The sequence below is a fragment of the Citrobacter braakii genome, assembly GCF_002075345.1.
Classification (GTDB): domain Bacteria; phylum Pseudomonadota; class Gammaproteobacteria; order Enterobacterales; family Enterobacteriaceae; genus Citrobacter; species Citrobacter braakii.
The window spans coordinates 554,385-572,722 of the sequence record NZ_NAEW01000002.1 but is presented as its reverse complement, the minus strand read 5'-3'; the positions used below and the strand labels follow the sequence as shown (position 1 = coordinate 572,722).

16 protein-coding genes and 1 tRNA gene are annotated in these 18,338 nt (G+C 49.7%); 9 read left to right on the top strand and 8 right to left on the bottom strand.

The annotated features are described in order from the left end of the window. Positions 1 to 142 precede the first annotated feature (142 nt). The gene (gene ypdK, locus BZK42_RS28250; RefSeq protein WP_010723117.1) at positions 143 to 214 is read right to left on the bottom strand and encodes a membrane protein YpdK; all 72 of its coding nucleotides are present in this window, start codon (positions 212 to 214) and stop codon (positions 143 to 145) included. Positions 215 to 557: 343 nt separating this feature from the next. Between ypdK and BZK42_RS07175 the strand changes: the two genes are divergently transcribed. After that, positions 558 to 1,172 carry a lysozyme inhibitor LprI family protein gene (locus BZK42_RS07175; RefSeq protein WP_080858943.1) on the top strand — a complete coding sequence of 205 codons (615 nt, stop codon included), beginning with the start codon at positions 558 to 560 and terminating at the stop codon, positions 1,170 to 1,172. Positions 1,173 to 1,212: 40 nt separating this feature from the next. On the opposite strand, the gene lpxP is transcribed toward BZK42_RS07175, so the two are convergent. Continuing rightward, positions 1,213 to 2,133, bottom strand: coding sequence for a kdo(2)-lipid IV(A) palmitoleoyltransferase (gene lpxP / locus BZK42_RS07170; RefSeq protein ID WP_047358777.1), 921 nt, complete (start codon positions 2,131 to 2,133; stop codon positions 1,213 to 1,215). A gap of 442 nt (positions 2,134 to 2,575) precedes the next feature. On the opposite strand from lpxP, the gene BZK42_RS07165 reads away from it, so the two are divergent. Then, positions 2,576 to 2,818, top strand: coding sequence for a DUF2545 family protein (locus BZK42_RS07165; protein WP_016153891.1), 243 nt, complete (start codon positions 2,576 to 2,578; stop codon positions 2,816 to 2,818). 83 nt (positions 2,819 to 2,901) lie between these two features. Here BZK42_RS07165 and pgtP read toward each other — a convergent pair whose 3' ends face one another. Beyond that, positions 2,902 to 4,293 carry a phosphoglycerate transporter PgtP gene (pgtP, locus tag BZK42_RS07160; protein ID WP_080858942.1) on the bottom strand — a complete coding sequence of 464 codons (1,392 nt, stop codon included), beginning with the start codon at positions 4,291 to 4,293 and terminating at the stop codon, positions 2,902 to 2,904. A gap of 415 nt (positions 4,294 to 4,708) precedes the next feature. Here pgtP and pgtC point away from each other — a divergent pair, with 415 nt between their 5' ends. Genes pgtC through pgtA form a run of 3 tightly spaced genes read left to right on the top strand, consistent with a single transcriptional unit; the run spans position 4,709 to position 9,151 of the window. After that, positions 4,709 to 5,908 carry a phosphoglycerate transport regulator PgtC gene (pgtC, locus tag BZK42_RS07150; protein ID WP_141244110.1) on the top strand — a complete coding sequence of 400 codons (1,200 nt, stop codon included), beginning with the start codon at positions 4,709 to 4,711 and terminating at the stop codon, positions 5,906 to 5,908. An 11-nt stretch (positions 5,909 to 5,919) separates the two neighbouring features. Continuing rightward, a complete protein-coding gene (gene pgtB, locus BZK42_RS07145; protein ID WP_172864456.1) occupies positions 5,920 to 7,914 on the top strand; it encodes a two-component system sensor histidine kinase PgtB in 1,995 nt (664 codons plus the stop codon). After that, positions 7,904 to 9,151, top strand: coding sequence for a two-component system response regulator PgtA (gene pgtA, locus BZK42_RS07140; protein WP_016153887.1), 1,248 nt, complete (start codon positions 7,904 to 7,906; stop codon positions 9,149 to 9,151). The genes pgtB and pgtA overlap by 11 nt, the downstream gene beginning before the upstream one ends. A gap of 104 nt (positions 9,152 to 9,255) precedes the next feature. Here pgtA and BZK42_RS07135 read toward each other — a convergent pair whose 3' ends face one another. Next, complete coding sequence (locus BZK42_RS07135) at positions 9,256 to 9,795, bottom strand: DUF2058 domain-containing protein (protein ID WP_016153886.1); 540 nt, start codon at positions 9,793 to 9,795, stop codon at positions 9,256 to 9,258. A 374-nt stretch (positions 9,796 to 10,169) separates the two neighbouring features. Here BZK42_RS07135 and BZK42_RS07130 point away from each other — a divergent pair, with 374 nt between their 5' ends. Beyond that, a complete protein-coding gene (locus BZK42_RS07130; protein WP_016153885.1) occupies positions 10,170 to 12,068 on the top strand; it encodes a methyl-accepting chemotaxis protein in 1,899 nt (632 codons plus the stop codon). Positions 12,069 to 12,134: 66 nt separating this feature from the next. Here the strand turns inward: BZK42_RS07130 and BZK42_RS07125 are convergent, their stop codons facing one another. Further along, positions 12,135 to 13,166 (bottom strand): isoaspartyl peptidase/L-asparaginase family protein, encoded by a 1,032-nt coding sequence (locus BZK42_RS07125; protein WP_080858940.1) that lies wholly within the window; start codon positions 13,164 to 13,166, stop codon positions 12,135 to 12,137. 317 nt (positions 13,167 to 13,483) lie between these two features. Between BZK42_RS07125 and BZK42_RS07120 the strand changes: the two genes are divergently transcribed. Further along, the gene (locus tag BZK42_RS07120) at positions 13,484 to 14,116 is read left to right on the top strand and encodes an ECs1377 family protein (protein ID WP_080858939.1); all 633 of its coding nucleotides are present in this window, start codon (positions 13,484 to 13,486) and stop codon (positions 14,114 to 14,116) included. A gap of 47 nt (positions 14,117 to 14,163) precedes the next feature. Here the strand turns inward: BZK42_RS07120 and BZK42_RS07115 are convergent. Both BZK42_RS07115 and BZK42_RS07110 read right to left on the bottom strand, forming a co-directional pair. Further along, positions 14,164 to 14,235 (bottom strand) — tRNA-Arg (locus BZK42_RS07115). Between the two features lie 75 nt (positions 14,236 to 14,310). Continuing rightward, positions 14,311 to 15,252 (bottom strand): formate/nitrite transporter family protein, encoded by a 942-nt coding sequence (locus BZK42_RS07110; RefSeq protein ID WP_047416338.1) that lies wholly within the window; start codon positions 15,250 to 15,252, stop codon positions 14,311 to 14,313. Positions 15,253 to 15,540: 288 nt separating this feature from the next. Between BZK42_RS07110 and mlaA the strand changes: the two genes are divergently transcribed. Then, a complete protein-coding gene (gene mlaA / locus BZK42_RS07105; RefSeq protein WP_003028190.1) occupies positions 15,541 to 16,296 on the top strand; it encodes a phospholipid-binding lipoprotein MlaA in 756 nt (251 codons plus the stop codon). Positions 16,297 to 16,355: 59 nt separating this feature from the next. Here mlaA and fadL read toward each other — a convergent pair whose 3' ends face one another. Further along, a complete protein-coding gene (fadL, locus tag BZK42_RS07100; RefSeq protein WP_053389553.1) occupies positions 16,356 to 17,636 on the bottom strand; it encodes a long-chain fatty acid transporter FadL in 1,281 nt (426 codons plus the stop codon). 371 nt (positions 17,637 to 18,007) lie between these two features. Here fadL and BZK42_RS07095 point away from each other — a divergent pair, with 371 nt between their 5' ends. Then, the gene (locus BZK42_RS07095; protein ID WP_003834838.1) at positions 18,008 to 18,292 is read left to right on the top strand and encodes a YfcZ/YiiS family protein; all 285 of its coding nucleotides are present in this window, start codon (positions 18,008 to 18,010) and stop codon (positions 18,290 to 18,292) included. Positions 18,293 to 18,338 lie beyond the last annotated feature (46 nt).

Here is an 18,338-nt window from a genome sequence, read left to right as displayed (position 1 = left end):
TTTACGGGCCGTAAGTAACGAAGTCTGATGCAAATGTCAGATCGTATGCGCCTGTTAGGGCGCGGCTGGTAACAGAGCCTTATAGGCGCATCCGAAAAACCTCCGGCTATGCCGGAGGATATTTATTGCTGCGTCTTTTAATTTAGATCATCAGGGCGAAAGTACCGGCCCAAACGATGACCATAAAAGAAATGCCCATAAAGAAATATTTCACTTTTCATCTCTCCGCGTACCTGAGGTACGTCTAAATGAACATATGCTAACCTGACAGAGAGCTGATGCACGCGTAAACGAAATGGAGAATTCCCTTCGTTTGCTTGTCTGCATCACCTCAGAATTCTGAGCTTTTATGCTCCAGACGGCGCTAATGTACGCCTAAAAATGAGGTGAAACAAGAGGCATTTTTTTATTTAATTTTAATAACTTACAAGTGTCGTGATTCGGCGACAGTTTAATTTCTGTCGGTAATAAATTGCTATTGAGCGACGAAATGTTTACTCGGAGAATTCTCATATCTCCATGATGTTAATGCGGTTAATTTTTCGCGGAATGAGATTATGAAAAGGTTAAAAATGACCAGATTAATGATGTTAGCACTCGTTCTTACGCCAGTGACGTCGATGGCGGCCTCGCCGATGGCATTCAATTTCAGCTGCGCAAGTATTGGTGGTGTGAATAGTGATGGTAAAGGCAATATCTGGATTGATGGCACTAAGGCGACGGTAAAGGCCTTCAATGAAAATTACTGGGAAGCAAAAAGCGGTAACAATACCGTGTCTATCTCCCGTAAAGATGACGGGAATCCGGACGTTTCCTGGACCGGGCCTAATCGTAAGCACGGGATTTGCCTGCCTGAAGACAATATCGACTTTTCAGGGGCAAAGAAATCGACCAGCAACGGGCCTTCTTTTTCCTGTTCTGCGGTAGCAAAGGGCAGTATCGAAGAGGTTATCTGTCAAAGTCCTTCGCTCTCAGCCATGGATTTGGCAATGAACGGGGCCTACAAGCAGGCGCTGGTGAAATCGAGTAATAACCCGACGCTCAAAGCAGAGCAACGCGGCTGGGTGAAAGGGCGTAACGAATGCTGGAAAGATCAGGATAAGCCAGCGTGTATAGCCCGTAACTACAATGAGCGAATGGCTGAATTACAGAACAAGTGGGGCGTGAAGTAATTCAGGCGCAGAAAAAAAAAAGGCCTTTCGGCCTTTCTTTTTAGATATATAACGAGGCTTCACCCATCGGGCGAGTTTTGAAGCGACGGTGGATCCAGAGATACTGCTCGGGTGCGCGCATGATCTCTTTTTCGATAATTTTGTTCATATACGCCGCTGCCTGGCTTTCATCTGTTGGATAACCTTCCATTTCTGGCGTGATGTACAGGCGGTAACCGGAGTTATCTGCTTTTCTCACCATGGTTACGGTCAGCATCGCTGCGCCCGATAAGCGTGACAGCACGTAAGTACCGTTGGTGGTCGCGACGTTTTTGACTGCGAAGAAGGGGGCGAATGAACTCCCTTTACGACCGTAGTCCTGATCGGGGGCAAACCATACCGCTTCCCCTTTTTTCAGGGCGCCGACAATACCTCGCAGATTATTTCTGCCGATCATGGCCTTGTTGGAGCGCATACGACCGCGGGTTTGGATCCACTCCATCAACTTATTGTTGTGCGGGCGATAGGTTGCCATCATCGGTTGGCAAAGTCCCATTACGCGACCACCCAATTCGAGTGACATAAAGTGTACGCCTACCACCATCACGCCACGGTTTTGCATCTGTGCGCGTTGCAGGTTGTCCAGCCCTTCTACATCAAACCATTTGCGTACCCGGCGATCCGGCCAGAACCAGGCCATACCCGTTTCAAGCAGGGCCATGCCGAGTGAACGGAAGTTCTCATCGACCAGTTTGTCTCTTTCTTCTTGCGACAGATTTGGGAAACAGAGTTCGAGATTTTTATGAGCAATAGATTCACGGCGCTTTAAAAATGGACGAGCCAGCGTTCCTGTACGGGTACCAAGAAAACACAATACCGGATAGGGAAGCTGTACCAGTAACCAGAGCACACCGACGCCAAACCATGTGAGCCAGTAGCGCGGATGCAAAAACGCGCGTGAAAATTTACATTGGGGGAACATAAGCACCTGTTGTTGATACGAAATAGGTGTATCGCGAAGATTCTTTAGTCTGCCGCTTTACAGTCTGTACTGATCGTTAGGCCGCCATGAACGACATTGGTTCCTGTAAAGAGTGTAAAACTGAGTCAGGACAAAACCAGGAAGGGGCATGAATGATCGGACGCTCAATGTACACCCGAATATTAATGTCAGCCAGAAATAATTACTCAAGATGCGTAAATGTTTTTACGGCGATTAAGGTCAAAAATGAGTCGATATATAATGCGTTGTTTTTATGACGATTAAATAAACGGCAGTCGAATAAATTATTAGTCAGCGATTGAGTGATTTTTGTAACGAAAATGTTGCTTAAATTGCGAACTATTGGGAATTGTCTTAGAATATAAACTCAAGGGAGTGTAAGGACTTACGTAAATTTTTACGGCAAACAGGAGGTATCGCTATGTTCTATTTTTGGATCTTTCTCGCGTTGAGCATTCTGAGCGTCAGTTGCTATATCTGGCAGGTTATGGGGGCTGCGGCGTCAATAAGTGCTTTTATCGGCATGGCCATACTCACGGCATTAATTTACGTTTTTACTATGCAGTTGACCAATGGTAACGAGATGGTTACCGGATTATTCCTTTTTCTTGCCCCAGCATGCGGTTTGATCATCCGCTTTATGGTGGGTTACGGTAAGCAATAAACTATCACGTTGAGCTATTTATTCTTTATCTGAATGTATTGAAGTGCCAGCATCGCTGGCACTTTTTGCGAGACTCAAATCGGTTACCGGGCATCAGCCAACTGGAGTGACGCTTCCTCTTGCTGAGCGTTTTTCCGTTGTTGTTCGAGTTCCAGCGCGCCGCGATGGGAGAGGTAGCAGAACAGGATGCAGCAGACAATCCCACCCATCAACAGATAGAAGCCGCCATGCCATCCCATTTTATCGACCATCACGCCAAACAGGCTGGTTCCCAGCGATGCGCCAAAAATGTAGCTCATGAATCCGCGTAACCCTACCGCAGAACCTACTGCGAAGCTGGGGACGATTTCCATGGTCTGAACGGAGGCCAGGAACTGCGGAACATAAATCAGGCAGCCCACGATGGCGGCAAAAATAGTGACCATCAGCAGCGATTCACTTTTCCAGTAACCGATCAGGCAGACGAAAATCAGCGCCATACAGATCATGGCCAGCGGCATGCGACGGCCTTTAAACAGTTTATCGGTGAGCCAACCCGCCAGTAATGTGGAAGGAATTGCCGCCCATTCAAAAAACAGAAAAGCTATGCTCATTTGCTCTTTCGAGAAATGTTTTTCGGTTAATAAATAAATTGGCAGCCAGCTAATCATACCAAAACGCACCATATAGACAAAGACGTCTACCAGTGAAACATACCAGGCATTCTTATTACGCAATACATAGGTGCAGAAGATCTGGAAGGCACTCATATTTTCTGGCGCCTGGACAACGTGTCGGGAATTTAATACGACTTTTTCTTCCGGCATCATTTGTTCCAGAGCCGGTAAGCCCTCCTGACGCGGTGAACCTTTCCCCAGCATCAGCACAATAAAAGCAAACAGTACGGCAACACAGGCCGGAACAATATAGCTGGCGCTTTGCCAGTGTTCGCTCCCCAAAATGGCAAAAGCGGCGCCAACAATCGGGGCGACAATACCACCGCCAACGTTGTGTGAGATATTCCAGAATGCGCCAACGCGTCCACGTTCTTTACGTGGAAACCAGTTAGCGATGGTAATAAATGAAGGGCCAACGCCCATCCCCTGAAACAAACCGTTGAAAACGACCAGCGCGGCAAATATCCAGAATCCGGTACTGAACCCCAGGCCTACGTTGACGATAGCGCACAGGATCAGGCCGCATGCCATGAAGACTTTCGGGCTGGCCTTGTCTGCCAGACTGCTCATAATGCCTTTACTGATCCCATAGGCAATAAGCATGCAGCTGCTGAGTAAACCAATCTGCGTAGCGCTGAGATCCAGATGCTCCTTCAGGTATGGAGTCGAAAGCGTGAAGTTATTGCGCACAATATAGTACGCAAGATAGCCAAGAAATACGCTGAGTAATGCCTGAATGCGGTATCGGCCATAAGTTGCCTGGACTTTCTCCGCCGGGACTTTATTCGCCGCTGGTCCTGCCTTAAATATTGATAACATATCATCACCTAATTTTTTATTGATGTGAATATCAGGATTTTTCGCAGTGAAGAGTGAAATAGACGGCGAAGAAACTCAAGTTGATGAAATGTGTCACTATTGACTCAATTTTCGGGCGGCGTGGCAGATTTTGACTCTTTTTTAATAATGGATTTTCAATTCTATTCTTTCACGGGAATTTTTATCATCGGCGTGTGCGGGTATTAACAAATTCAGGCTGCATTTTCGGGTATTCTTTACTGATGTCGTCACTTTCCGTTTGGTTATTCTACGAATAACCTTATTCTTCCCCCCAGCGGTGATAAACGGGTAAGTTTTGTCTCAATATTATTTTTAGTACATGTTGGTATTTATGAACGGGATCACAAACAGACTGTTGGGCCGGGGGCGTTTTTGGGCATTCTTGCTCTGTTTTATGTCGCTGTCGGTGAGCTGCCAGGTCCTGGGTAAAGAGCTGGTGATGGCGACCACCTTTTCCCCAGGGGCCACAGCCTGGATTATCCAGCGCTGGCAGACGGAGCCAGGGTCAGTGATGATTCGCACGTTAAACCGGACCAGCGGTTCGCTGGAACAGTTGCTGGATACTGCGAATGCAGAAAACGTCGATCTGATTTTGACCTCATCACCCATGCTGTTGCAGCATCTTCAGGAGCACCAGAAGCTGGCGCCTTTCGATAATGCGCTGCCTGAAAGCCAGCGGCTGGTGCCAGACTCGATTCGCTCGACCTCCGTGGCTGTGGCGATATCAGGGTTTGGCCTGTTGATTAATCGTTCTGCGCTGGCGGCGCGGCATCTTCCGCCGCCTGCCGACTGGGGGGATTTAACGCAGCCTAAATATCAGAACGCGCTGTTGATGAGTAGCCCGTCGCGTTCCGATACCAACCACCTGATGGTTGAGTCGCTGCTGCAACAGAAAGGGTGGGAAGAGGGCTGGGCGACGCTGTTGGCCAGCGCCGGTAATCTGGTAACGATTTCATCACGCAGTTTTGGCGTGGCCGACAAAATTAAGAGCGGTCTGGGCGTGGCGGGGCCGGTTATTGATAACTATGCCAACCTGTTGCTTAACGATCCGCACCTTACTTTTACCTATTTCCCTCGCTCGGCGGTGTCACCCACCTATGTTGCCGTACTCAAGAATAGCCAGCACCCCAACGAAGCGCGTCGCTTTATCCGCTATCTGTTAAGCCCGGAAGGACAGCGGATCCTTGCGGATGCGAACACGGGGAAATATCCGGTCACGCAGCTCGCGCCTGATAACCCGCGCGCCGCTCAGCAGGCTATTTTGATGAGCCAGCCCGCGCTTAATTATCGGCTGATCCTTAAGCGGCAACAGCTGGTGCAGCGGATGTTTGATACCGCCATCAGTTTTCGACTCGCGCAGCTGAAAGATGCCTGGCGGGCGCTATACAGTGCGGAAGCGCGCCTGAAACGCCCGCTACCCGAAATCAGAGCATTACTGACCAGCGTCCCGATAGATGCCAGAAGTAGTGAAGATGAGGCCTGGCTTGCGCAATTTGAGAATAAAAGCGTAGCCGAACAGCAGATGATGGAGTGGCAGCTCTGGTTTCTTAAAAATCAGCGTCAGGCGATATCCAAACTGGAAGAGTTAAAATGAAAGGTGGTTCGATACTGCAACGCCTGCGCCAGCTCAGCATCAGCAGCAGCCTGCGGGGAGCGTTTCTGACGGGCGCATTACTGACGTTGAGCGTAAGCTGCGTCAGTTTGTACTCCTGGCATGAGCAGAGCTCGCAGATACGCTATTCACTTGATGATTACTTCCCGCGCGTACATTCCGCTTTTTTGATAGAAGGAAATCTCAACCTGGTTGTGGATCAGCTTAATGAATTCCTGTTGGCCCCCAACACCACGGTGAGGCTGCAACTGCGCAATCAAATTATTTCTCATCTGGACAAAATTGAGGTGCTGAGCCGGGGATTACAATCGGCAGAACAACAGCAGTTGGCGGTGATTTTGCAAGACAGTCGGGCGCTGATGGCGGAGCTGGACCGGGTGCTCTACAACATGTTCCTCGTGCGCGAAAAGGTGAGTGAACTCTCCGCGCGCATCGACTGGCTACATGATGATTTTACTACCGAGCTGAATTCGCTGGTGCAGGATTTTACCTGGCAGCAGGGGACGTTGCTGGATCAAATTGAGGCCAAAAACGGCGATGCGGCGCAGTATCTCAAACGTGCCAGAGAGGTACAAAACGAGCAGCAGCAGGTCTACACCCTGGCAAGAATTGAAAATCAGATCGTGGATGATTTACGCGACAGGCTCAATGAACTGAAGTCGGGTAGCGACGACGGGATGCTGGTGGAGAATCATATCCGCTATCTGGAGAACCTGAAGAAAACGGCGGATGAAAATATCCGTACCCTCGATGACTGGCCCAGTACTATCACCCTGCGGCAAACCATTGATGAGTTACTGGAAATCGGGATGATGAAAAATAAAATGCCCGATACCATGCGCGATTATGTCGCCGCGCAAAAAGCGCTCGTTGATGCTAACCATGCCAGAGAGGCAACGCTCGGGCGCTTTCGGACACTGCTTGAGGCGCAGTTGGGGAGTAGCCATCAGCAAATGCAGATGTTTAACCAGCGACTGGAACAAATTGTTCGCGTCAGCGGTGGACTTATTCTGCTGGCGACGCTGCTGGCGCTACTTCTCGCCTGGGGGCTCAACCATTACTTTATTCGTTCGCGTCTGGTAAAGCGTTTTACCGCACTCAACCAGGCCGTGGTGCAAATTGGTCTTGGCAGAACGGATGCCACCATCCCGGTTTATGGGCGCGATGAGCTCGGGCGCATCGCAGGATTGCTGCGCCATACTCTGGGCCAGTTGAGTGCGCAAAAAAATCAGCTGGAGCAGGAAGTGACAGAGCGCAAGGAGATAGAGTCCGATCTCCGGGCAACGCAGGATGAACTGATCCAGACGGCAAAACTGGCAGTGGTTGGACAGACCATGACCACGCTGGCGCACGAGATTAACCAACCGCTGAATGCGCTGTCGATGTACCTGTTTACGGCGGGAAGGGCAATTGAACAAGGACAATCCGCTCAGGCCAGAAGTACGTTAACCAAAGCGGAGGGGCTGATTACCCGTATTGATGCCATTATCCGTTCGCTGCGTCAGTTTGCACGTCGGGCTGAGCCGGGCGCGCCTTTGCATCCGGTCGATCTGCGACAAACATTCAGCGCCGCCTGGGAACTGTTGGCCATGCGGCATAAGCCACAGCAAGGTACGCTGACGCTTCCAGCCCAGAGTGTATGGGTGACAGGTGATGAAGTGCGTATTCAGCAGGTGCTGGTAAACGTACTGGCAAATGCGCTGGATGCCAGTCCGACTGGCGCGCAAATAGAGGTTCACTGGCAGGCTGAGGGCAGCCGATTGTGCGTCTTTGTCTGCGATAACGGCCCCGGCTGGCCTGAGGCGTTATTGCCATCACTGTTAAAGCCGTTTACCACCAGTAAGGATGTGGGGCTCGGTATTGGCTTATCGATTTGTGTATCGTTAATGGGGCAAATGAACGGCGAACTGCGCCTGGCGTCGACACCGGGGCGTAATGCCTGCGTCGTTCTGCAATTTAATCTGACGGATGTAAAAGATGTTGTGTGATGACTATTCTGTTCTGCTGATTGATGATGATGCCGATGTTCTCGACGCTTACACTCTGTTGCTTGAACAAGAGGGGTACCGCGTCTACGCATGCAATAACCCTTTTGATGCCCGAAACTGGCTGCAGGCCGACTGGCCGGGGATTGTTCTGAGCGATGTGTGTATGCCTGGCTGCAATGGAATAGACCTGATGACGTTGTTTCATCAGGATGATAATCAGTTGCCAATCCTGCTTATCACCGGGCATGGCGATGTCCCGATGGCGGTGGAGGCAGTAAAGAAAGGCGCATGGGACTTTCTGCAAAAACCGGTCGACCCCGGCAAACTGCTGTCGCTGGTAGAGGATGCGCTGCGTCAGAGACAATCCGTGATTGCCCGTCGCCATTATTGCCAGCAAAAGCTTCAGGTTGAACTGCTCGGCTACAGTGACTGGGTCAATCAGTATCGTCAACGTCTGCAACACCTGGCGGAAACGGATATTGCCGTCTGGTTTTATGGCGAGCCGGGGACAGGACGTATGACCGGAGCCCGGTATTTGCATCAGCTTGGGCGCAGCGCTGATGGGCCGTTTATCCGCGGTGAACTAACGCCCGGGAACGCGGGACTACTCAATGACCTTATTGCACAGGCGCAAGGAGGAACGCTGGTCCTGAGCCATATTGAGTGCCTGACACGTGAACAGCAGCACCATCTGGTGCATCTGCAAAGTCAGGAGCGGCGTCCGTTTCGTCTGATAGGCATTGGTGACACATCGTTAGTGGAACTGGCGGCAACCAACCAGATTGTGGCCGAACTCTACTACTGTTTTGCGATGACGCAAATCGGTTGTCAGCCGCTGTCACAGCGTCCGGATGATATTGAGCCGCTGTTTCGTCATTACCTGCAGAAAGCCTGTCTGCGCCTGAACCATCCCGTGCCCGAGGTTGAAGGGGAGTTACTGAAAGGCATGCGGCGTCGCGTGTGGTTAAGTAATGTTCGAGAACTGGCGAATGCCGCCGAGCTTTTTGCCGTTGGGCTACTCCCGCTGGCTGAAACCGCGAATCCGCAGCTGCATCTGCCTGAACCAACACCGCTCGATCGGCGGGTTGAAGAGTACGAGCGACAGATCATTACTGAAGCGCTAAATATTCATCAGGGGCGCATTAATGAAGTGGCGGAGTATTTACAAATCCCGCGTAAAAAATTGTATTTACGCATGAGAAAATACGGGCTGAGCAAAGAACACTATAAGTTTTAGTCGCCAGGATTGGGGGAGAAGGGACGTCGAGAGTATTTCGGTGGCGGCGTTGGCGTTCACCGAAATAGGCAACGGAAGTCCGGGTGATTATCTGGTTGTTTTTCTTACCACATCAAATCATCAGGGATGACAAAATCAGCATACGGATCGTCTTCGTCCTTCGCTTCCTGGCTCAGCTCGCAATTTAAAACAATATAACTTGCATCGCGCTGCGCAATCTTGTCGGCGACGACAGCCGGGATAATGGCGTATTCGCTATCGTTGCCGCTTTCAGCCGTGAGTCGGGCAATGGCCAGACGGCCCTTGATCAGCTGAGACTGAGTCACCTTATCAACATAGACTTTTTTGATCAGGTTATTATCAGTAAAGTTGTAACCAATATCGCCACGGGTAATGGTGATTTTATTCATTTCAATCAGTTGCTTGATCTGGGCTTTATATTCTTTAGACAGCGCGGCCTGTTTCTGCTGTTCGCTGAGCTGCTTGTCGCGCTCAATTTGCGCTTTTTTATTCTCTTCAACCGCTTCTCTGGCTTCGCGAGCCTGAACGCGCGATTTCTTCGCCGTTCTTTGCACTTTGGCCATTTTTTTGCTGCTGACCAGACCTGCCTTAAGCATCTGTTCTTGTAGGGTAAGTTTTGTCATCGTCGCTTCTAATCCAATAAAATCGTTGTCAGGATTATAACCTTAACGTTCGGCGGGATGCCAGAAAATGGCCGTGCCACGACGGTTATCTCCAGTAGGCGTCACCGTTCTGTGTCTTACTCCCTTTCCGAATCGTGTTGATAGTTAACTCGTTTTTTAATAAGAAATAATATGCTGAATGATTTAACTATCTTGAGAATAGATATCATAAAAATAAATATTTCAGTGATTTATCCTGATTATCATAATCAAATAGAGTTATTTTGGCAGGTATTTAATCTAAAAAACAATCAGTTGTCTCTTGATCAAATTTAAAGTGCAGCCTCATTGCGCCGATAACCATAATGAAAATATGGACAATGGAGGGAAGTGGCATGTGGTGGGTTTATCGAATGCCGATGAAAATGAAGTTAATAATCGCGCTACAACCACTATTATTGGCGTTATGTTGGTTTGCTGGTTCAGGAATATTGACGCGCATTGAGACAGAACGGCAGATGGAGAATATTGCTCAACTGACAGCGCTCGCGCGTAGTGCCGGAAATGTGGTGCATGAGCTGCAAAAAGAACGGGGAATGAGCGTCGGATTTCTGGGGGCTGAAGGGAAGACGTTCAAAGATGAGTTAACCGCACAGCGGGCTTTAACCGATCGCGAGATCGAGGTCTTTGTGCGTTCACTGTCCGATACTGCATTGCCAGAAGGGGATGCCGCCAATTCTGTCACCACGTTCAAGAAAAACATTCTGTCGCTTGCCACCATCCGGGAAAACGTCACGCGATTGGGGCTTCCGGCCTCCGATGTCGTTAAGTTTTATACTAATGTCATTGCTGATGTGCTGAGTTTTGTGGGCAGGTTGGGACAGTTGACGGATTCAGGCGAGATGGCGAACGCATTCGCCGCCTACTACAACTTGCTGAATTTGAAAGAACAAGCAGGTATTGAACGCGCGCTGCTGTCAAATATCTTTTCCTCCGGTCATTTCGCCGAGGGGCAGTTACATCAACTCAGTGATGTCGTCAGTAAACAGAACGTCTGGCTGGCACAATCGTTGCGTCTGAGCCCTCCGGAACAGGCGGCCATGCTGGAAAGCCGCTTACAGTCCACAGAAGCGTCAAAAGCCCTCTCATTACGCGAAACCGCGTTTAGTCATGCCGCGAACGGTGGATTTGATGTCGATCCTACTGTCTGGTTCAAGGTTCAAACCCAGCGTATTGAAGTGATGCGGCAGATAGAAGATGTGACGGCGAATCTTCTGTTAGCGAATGCGGAAAAACTCGCGCAGGATGCACGAAAAAACTGGCAAATATATATGATTGTCAGCTTGTTAGCGCTCCTGGCATCATTGGCGTTCGCAGGGGCAATCGCTATCAATATGCATCGTCAATTTAGTGACACGCTCCGCAAGATTGCGGGTATGAACGGCGATCTGACTCAACGACTGGCGACCCCGGGGAAAGATGAGCTTTCCTCACTTAATCGCGCCTATAACACGATGCTGGAAAGTATTCAGCATATCGTCCAGGAGATTAAACAAGGCTCCGTGGTTTTATCCGATGCCAGCAGCAGTATTACGGCGGGTAATCAGGACCTGGCCCAACGCACGGATGAACAGGCAGCATCAATAGTACAAGCGGTGGCCAGTATGGAACAGCTCTCCACGACGATTACGCAAACGGCGGACAATGCCCGCGAAGCGGAGCATCTGACAATCAGGCTGGAAAAAGAGGTCCGCCAGGCCAGTAACGTCGCCAGTGCGGCAAATCAGAGCATGGGGGATATTCGTTCTTCCAGTGAGAAAATCTCGAATATTGTGACCTCGATAGACGATATTTCGTTTCAGACTAACTTGCTGGCGCTGAATGCGGCAGTGGAAGCTGCACGGGCAGGAGAGATGGGCAGGGGGTTTGCGGTTGTGGCCAGTGAAGTGCGGAATCTTTCGCAGCGTTGTGCCAAAGAAGCTAATCAGATCCGCGAGCTGGTCGCGCAGAATATGGTAAAAATTAGTGAGGGTGTTGAGCGGGTTACGGCGTCCGCTACCGCGCTAGAAGCCGCGGCGGACAATACCACCAGCATGAAGCAATATATTGCGGATATCGCTCGTGTAGCGACGGAACAATCGCAAGGGGTAACTCAGATTAACCTGGCACTGCGACCTATGGAGCAGGTCACGCAGCAAAACGCGGCGTTGGTTTCTCAGGCCGCAAGCGACAGCCAGCGCCTGGACAATCTGTCTGTCACCATGAAGGATCTGGTCAATCGTTTTGTTGTCTGACCTGACGCCGTTTAACCGACCCGGACAACATACCGGGTCGGTTCATCCCCTGGCGGGGAAATAGTATTAACGATAAATGGCTACAACGGGTTTTCCGTCATCGCCTATGGTTCCCCGGTACATACCTTCAGAGTTGAAGGACATGGTGTAATTACCGGCTTTATCAAGCACAATTACTCCACCGCTGCCATTCAGCGCCTTAACTTCATCCAGAGCATTCTGCGCTGCGTCTTTTAAAGGGGTATTGCGGTATTTCACCTGGGCTGCAATGTTATACGCGGTCAGCGTGCGGATAAACATTTCTCCTGAGCCGGTTGCGGATACCGCCACGGTTTCATTGTCGGCATAATTTCCTGCGCCAATGATAGGTGAATCCCCCACACGTCCGTAACGTTTGTTGGTCATTCCGCCTGTAGACGTTCCGGCAGCGAGATTACCGTCTTTATCCAGAGCAACAGCGCCGACAGTGCCATATTTATAGTCATACATCATTGGATCAGCGAACAGGGCAGCGCTCTTTCCATCGTGATCAAGGAGCACTTTTTCTTTTTTGATTGCATTCTGTAATTGCTGCCAGCGAAAATCTGTTTTGAAATAAGCAGGATCAACGGTTGCGAGTCCCTGTTCTTTTGCAAAGCTATCCGCGCCTGTCGAGACCATGAGTACGTGCGGGCTTTGAGTCATAACGGCATACGCCGCATTAATTGGGTTTTTAACCGTGGTTACACCGGCAACGGCACCGGCTTTTCGGGTTTTCCCATCCATAATGGACGCATCCAGTTCATTGCGGCCATCGTGGGTAAACACGGCACCTTTACCTGCATTGAAGAGAGGAGAATCTTCCATCACATTAATCGCTTTCTGAACGGCTTCCAGGCTGCTACCGCCTTTATTCAGAACCGTATAACCTGCATTCAGAGCTTCAGTGAGTTTTTCTGTATACTGCTTTTCCTGTTCTGGTGTGATGGTATCTTTTGTAATGGTACCGGCACCACCATGGATCACCAGCCTTATCGGCGATTGCGCGTCTCCCCATGCGGGAGCTGTCAGTAAGGTACAAAGGGTCAAAGTAGCGATACTGGTCTTGATTCTGAACATATGAATAAATTCCTTTTTTCTGAGTGATGAATCATTTCCGATAATGTTTCTCATTACCGGTATTAATCAGCCTGTTTATGGAGAACTTATTCCTGACAAACTGGCTAAAGATTAATCATGGCTATACTTCAATAACCATAATTTTGGTTAATTGATTTTAGTCAAAATATATTTTTAATGATTGATTTATCAATAAATGAAGCGTTTCCGCAGAAGTTTCTATCATTCCACTGACCATACTCGCAGGCTTCCGGTTGCAGTCTGTCGCTGGTAAAGTGAGCAACCAATACCGAGATGTGGCCAGAAGGGAATTCCGAGTGACCGAACGTATTGATTATCAGACTGAAAAATACAGCTTTACTGAGGCGACTGAAAGTTCCCGTCTGGCTGGCCAGTGGGCTGATGTTATTGCTGAATGTCGGGAAATGAAGGCGGGTCCGGAAGAGCGTCTGCGTATTGCTTTATTGAATGTGGACTATGTGACCAGCTTTGAGCTGCCTTTCCGTTTGTTATTACTCCGTACCCCGCAACTGATTGCCAGCGTTCGTGAAGAGCTACAGCTTAGTCAGAAAAACGTAATCTTTAACGGCAAACGCTTTGGTTGTGTTTACAGCCTGAAAGCGAGTCTCTGCGGGATACCGGATGAATTTCAGTACCGCCTGTCGCATCGTATTCGACGCATTAATCGTGCAGGTTCAAGCGAAGCGCCATATCAGCAAATTGCTAAAACGGTGAAAGCACCGCGTGAGCGTCTGAAGCTGGCACTGGAATCAGGCCTTGATGTCACTGCTTTGGACGGGCTTTTCTGGTTTGGCAGCCAACGTATTGCTGCTGACGTACTGAGGCTGAGAAAATCAGGGATGCGGATAGCTACTGAGCAGACAATGGTGTCCGATAATCTTACTGCAACGGTGAGGAATGTGCCGTTTTATCGCCTGGCTCAGGGATGAACTGACAGGTAAATGAAAGGATTTAGCCGGATGCATTTAATTAAAAGTGTCCCCTGCAGGAATCGAACCTGCAACTAGCCCTTAGGAGGGGCTCGTTATATCCATTTAACTAAGGGGACGAAGCGGCACGAGTATAGCGTTTTTTACTCACAACGGTAAGCCTCAGGCCGCCCAACTGCTCAAACCGTCACCATTCAAGCCTGTTTTTTCTGGTTTTTCTGCTTTTGCTCATCCCGCCTGGCTTGCAACCTGGCTTCTTCTTTGCGTTTATTGCTCATATCATTGCGGATTTGCGCGTGGCTCATCAGCGCGAAGATAAACGTTCCGCCACAGATATTTCCGGCGAGCGTTGGTAGCGCAAAGGGCCAGAAAAAATCACTCCAGTGCAGCGTGCCATTAAAGACCAGATAGAGAATTTCCACCGAACCGACGACGATGTGCGTGGTATCGCCCAGCGCAATCAGCCAGGTCATCAGAATAATAACCACAATCTTTGCCGCACCGGCGGCGGGAAACATCCATACCATTGTGGCAATTAACCAGCCAGAAATGATGGCGTTGGAAAACATCTCCGTTGGCGTGTTTTTCATCACATCCATGCCGATTTTGACAAAAGCATCGCGGGTTTCTTCATCAAAAATCGGCATATGCTCAAACGCCCATGCGGCAACCCCGGTGCCAATAATATTACCCAGCAGAACCACGCTCCACAGGCGCATCAGCAGGCCAAAATTGCCGAGCGTAGGGTTTTGCATTACCGGCAGGACGGCGGTGACGGTATTTTCGGTAAACAGTTGCTGGCGGGCCATAATGACAATTATAAAGCCGAAGGTATAACCGAGGTTCTCCAGCAAAAATCCCCCAGGCACACCTTCCAGTTGCACATGAAAAATTCCTTTAGCCAGTAGCGAGGCGCCCATCGAGAGTCCCGCAGCGATGGCTGACCACAGTAGCGCCATCGCGTCGCGCTCCATTTCTTTCTCCCCATCCTGGCGGATATGTTCATGGATCGCCATGGCGCGGGAGGGGAGTCTGTCCTCATCGACCTCAATCTTTTTACCCTCTAGCTTTTCGTCACTGTCGACCTGGAGTTCGTCGCTGTGCCGATCAATCTTTTCGTTCTCAATGTCATTCATAGCCGAATCCTGAATTAGCACGTATTGCTAAAGCGTAGCGGCTTTTGTCCGAAAATCAGCGGGAGAAAGTCTGAGATAGCAAAAATGGTAACGTTTGTTTTTATTGGGGTAGCTAGAATAGAGCCGCCGCGGAGTACGCATTACCAGGCTATGATCAAATCAGTAACACAGGGTATATAGACATCATTTGACGTGCTGTTACAATCGCTCACATCTAAACAGGCGGATACGTCATCGTTCCGTCATGGATGGCAATCAGCGATAGCCATAATACACAGGGAGACACTTATGAAGCTTCGCCTGTCGGCGCTTGCGCTGGGAACCACACTTTTGGTGGGGTGTGCGAGCTCTGGTACTGAACAGCAGGGGCGTTCGGACCCATTTGAAGGGTTCAACCGCACCATGTACAACTTCAACTTTAATGTTTTAGATCCATACGTTGTTCGACCGGTGGCAGTTGCCTGGCGTGATTATGTCCCGCAGCCGGCGCGTAACGGTTTGAGCAATTTTACCGGCAACCTTGAAGAGCCGGCCGTGATGGTCAACTACTTCCTGCAAGGCGACCCCTATCAGGGGATGGTGCACTTCACCCGTTTCTTCCTGAACACCCTGTTAGGTATGGGCGGATTTATCGACGTGGCGGGTATGGCTAATCCGAAGTTACAGCGCGTTGAACCACACCGTTTTGGTAGTACGTTAGGCCACTATGACGTTGGTTACGGACCGTATATGCAGCTTCCATTCTACGGCAGCTTCACGCTGCGTGATGATGGCGGCGACATGGTGGATACGCTGTATCCGGTACTGTCCTGGCTGACCTGGCCGTTGTCGATAGGTAAATGGACGGTTGAAGGGATTGAAACCCGCGCGCAACTGCTTGATTCCGACGGTCTGCTGCGTCAGTCTTCCGACCCTTACATCATGGTGCGAGAAGCTTACTTCCAGCGTCATGACTTTATTGCGAACGGTGGGAAACTCAAACCAGAAGAAAACCCGAACGCGAAAGATATTCAGGACGATTTAAAAGAGATCGATTCCGAGTAAGGAAGGATGAAAATAAAAAGGTGAGCTAAAAAGCTCACCTTTTTTATATCTGAAGAAAATCAGAATGCGTAGTTGAAGTTGGTACCGAACAGCCAGGCTTTACCTTCAGAATCGAAAGTATATGGGCCTTCTTTGACGGTCACTTTCTGGCCGTGCATATAAGAAACGCCTACGTCAATGGACGCGTCATCATTGAAGGCGTAAGTGGTACCCGCACTCAGCCACAGACGGTCCTGGTCCGGAATGGAGATGGAACGCTTGCTCGCAGGAACCGGGCTATCGTCATAGGCGATACCGGTACGGAAGGTCCAGCTTTTATCCATGTAATAAGTCGTACCCAGCGCGATGCGGTAAGAATCTTTGAACCCTTCTTCTTTATAGAACAGCGTCTGCCCGTTGGTGCCGGTTGCTTTCAGCTCCTGGAACTGACTCCAACTGGTGTAAGCCATGCTGTAGTGAATAGCCCACTGTGGTGCAACGCGGTTGTAACCCGACAGTTCCCACATTTCCGGCAGGTTAAGCGTCAGAGAACCTGGGACGGTGGCGTTGGTGGTTCCCCAAGGGAACACCGTGCCTGCGCCAGGTAACGCGTTGGCCTGGGTGCGGATGCCGCTCTTGTAATCGCCATCGAAGTCGATTTTGACTTCAGACCGATACGTTAAACCGTAGCGGTTATTTTTATCCAGCTCGTACAAAATACCGGCGTTCCAGCCGTAACCCCATTCGTCGCCTTTCAGGCTGGCAATTTTCTGGCTGACTTTTGGCAATGCAGCAGTTTGTTCACCGGAATAACGCTCAATTTTTGCATCGGCATAGACGGCATTAAAACCAACGCCAAAGCTCCAGCTATCATTCAGACGGTAGGCACCGCTCAGGTTCAGGTTGACCGTTTTAAGATCGGTCTTCCCGCCGTATTCGCCGACGATGTAGCTGTCGTTAAATTCGGTTGCCAGGCCATAGTTTGACGTGACAGAAGCCCCCCAACCAAACTGTTCATTGATCGGCATCACGAAGTGAGCATTGGGAACCCACGCCGTAGGCGCGATGTTGTCCGCATCGGTGCTGCGACCGGTGTATGGCGATTTACCGGAAATATTCACGTCTGGATCGATATACACCGCACCCGCTGAAAAAGTAGGGCGGTCAAACATCATAATCAGCGCCGGGTTACGACTGGCGTTACCTGCATCATCTGCAATAGCGCCTTCACCCGAATATGCCCGGCCAAGGCCAGAGGAAGAAAATTCGTTTAACTGAAAGCCTGCAGACCAGGCCTGTGTGGAGATAATTGCCACTGCGACTGCGAGAGCAGACTTTGTAAACAGGGTTTTCTGGCTCATGACCATAACCTCATTGATTTATTTTTATACAAACAATGTTACATACCGTAACAGGAGCGCGAAGTGTAGGGTCTGAGGTACAACTTAGAAATCAGACCAGTGCCGAGAGTATAGGTCTGACCAGATGAAATGTTGCAAGTATGTTTATAAATATTTTCAATTCTGATCTCAGAAACGCGATCCAGCTGGCAAAATTGCGGGTATGCACACTCACCTGTTTGGGTGATTTTTGTTTTAGATCATTTTTAAGTGTGATTTCGGTCACTTATCCCATTTCATACAATTAACGACTGGAGAGGCGAATAATGGGAGCGTAAAATATCCCCATCGTTTATCTGGCACCACAGGTGCGAATACAGAGGAAATCTACAATGAGTAAATGCAGTGCTGATGAAACCCCGGTTTGCTGCTGTATGGATGTTGGCACCATCATGGACAACTCCGATTGCACCGCGTCATACAGCCGTGTGTTCGCGAATCGTGCAGAGGCAGAAGAAACGCTGGCCGCTCTGACTGAGAAGGCGCGTGGCGTGGAATCTGAGCCTTGCCAAATCACCTCGACCTTTACTGAAGAGTCTGAAGGTGTGCGTCTGGATATCGACTTTGTTTTTGCCTGTGAAGCTGAAACGCTGATCTTCCAACTGGGTCTGCGTTAATCCCTTCTTTAAAAGCCCTTGTTACCCGGTAGCAAGGGCTTTTTCG